Here is a 2,216-nt window from a genome sequence, read left to right on the forward strand (position 1 = left end):
GATATAGTGTATCCATTATTGCCGTCATCTGCAATAGAGCTATCGATATAATAATCATTAGCCGTTGAGGCTATGGTACTTGTGTAAAAAACTTCGTCATTCTTTAAGTAGGTGATAGTTGTTCCTATTCGTTTGATGCTAAACACATCATTTGCTGATGTTACACTGGATAAGTTGCCTCGATTTGAACCGTTTTCATAGACCTGAACTACGTTGTTCGAATTCAAATAAATCGCATAATCAATGTCCGTGTAACTATCCGTACTATTATTACCCACAGCATTTAAGCCGATCATTATCTTACGTGTAGAAACCTGACCTACAGTAAAGCTTAATTCAAAATCTTCCCCCGCTGCTACTCCCAAATCATTGGATTGCACACTATTTGTCCAACTGCCTGTTAAGGATGATGTGACTGTAAAGGCATTGGAACCTAGCTCAACACCCAGACCCGCTGATACGACGGTGAGTCCGGATACCAAATTATCCTCATCAGTATCCAATATCCCATCGTTGTCATCATCAATATCGATTAAATCGCCAACACCATCGCCGTCCGTATCTAGACATGCATTTAAAGTATCCTCTAAAGCAAAGTCAGCATATGTGGATGTATAGTTGATGTTTCCTGTCGTTCCATCCTCAAATTCATCCAACAATCCGTTACAATTGGCATCAGTGCCTGTTTTATAATTTACAGTATCATTGTTATCTACACCGGTATTGCCTGCCTCTACGCCGTCACTACAGCCATCTCCATCCGAGTCTAAATCCAAGCGGTTAGGAATACCATCGCCATCTATATCAGCATCACCTTCATCGGTATCTAAAATACCGTCGTTGTCATCATCCAGATCAAATACATCGCCTATGCCGTCGCCATCAGTATCGATACAAGCATTTATCTCATCGTTGATCGCGAACTCATTATAAGTAGACGTGTAGTTAATGCTTCCTGGATTACCCATATTCTCAAATACATCCAACAAACCATTGTTGTTAGTATCTGCTCCTGTGTTGTAGGTTGAAACATTATTGGCACCTGTTATATAAGGATTGCAAGCGTTACCACCTTCTGGGAGTGGTGGTGAATCCTTGTAAGGATGACTAGCCGGTAGATTTGCTGTAAGCCCCCATTTGTGAGCAAGGTAGCCTTCTAATTTTTGGCGGTTGCTACTGTTAATTGTTCCATTTATTACAATGAATTCACCAATTGAAACATCTTGAAAACTAACCCCATTTGAAGAACCTATAAAAATATTGCCAACTGTATTTACAGTGTGACCGGTTGCATCACCTACAAACAAATTCCCATTCCTATAAACTTGTTGTACATTATCTGTTGTAGATCCATAAAAACCACTGATTAAAACACTCCCAGCACTCGCATAACCTCCTAATGAGACACGATACCCACTTGCTAGACTAATATCAAAATATACAACACCATCTGACCAGGGCGCATGAGCGTTCCATCTATTTGAAGAACTGTTGGTTCCCGTCAATGAAAAAAGTGACCCTGAATTTATCGCATCTACCCGATAAACAGTAATAATAAATGCATTATTAATAGTAGATCCAAATGGATTATCTGAGGTACTCATTTCATCATTTGTAAAATCTAAGGTATTTAATCCGTTTATTGTTACACTATTAGTTGTAGGCTCTCTGTTAATAGTAGATGTAACATTTAAACCATTCCCACTCTTATCATTCCACTGACTTACTAATCCACCAACTTCGGTAATGGTAAAGGCGTCGGCTGCATCCAACCATAAAGCGGTATTTAATTGTGATGGCGTCCAATCGTTAAATGGACTAACACTTTCTTTTGTATCGCTACAGCCATCACCATCTGAGTCTAGGTCCAAACGGTTTGGAATACCGTCACCGTCGGTGTCCCCGTCGCCTTCTTCGCTATCCAATATTCCATCATTATCATCATCGATATCAATAGAATCGATTACACCATCACAATCAGTATCTCCATCTGCGATCAGTGAGGTAACTGCCTCACCATTCAGCGTATAGCAGTCTTCTGATGGACTGTAAAAAGAGGCATAATAAACACCTGATATAACAGCCGCCGGATTACTCACTTTATTGGCGTTTGTAGCCGGCACACCAGTATGCCAGGTCAAGATGGTATTAGCAGGCTGGTTGGTAGCCGAAATGCCTGTTAAATCTATGGTTTGAGTTGGGCAGCTGTTGGTAGC

1 protein-coding gene is annotated in these 2,216 nt (G+C 40.5%); it reads right to left on the reverse strand.

The genetic code is table 11. The features are described from left to right. Positions 1–2,141, reverse strand: a 2,141-nt coding sequence (locus G457_RS22915) for an autotransporter outer membrane beta-barrel domain-containing protein (RefSeq protein ID WP_211230234.1), incomplete at its 3' end; no start/stop codon positions are given. Positions 2,142–2,216 lie beyond the last annotated feature (75 nt).

This window comes from Algoriphagus marincola DSM 16067 (assembly GCF_000429405.1).
Taxonomy (GTDB): domain Bacteria; phylum Bacteroidota; class Bacteroidia; order Cytophagales; family Cyclobacteriaceae; genus Algoriphagus; species Algoriphagus marincola.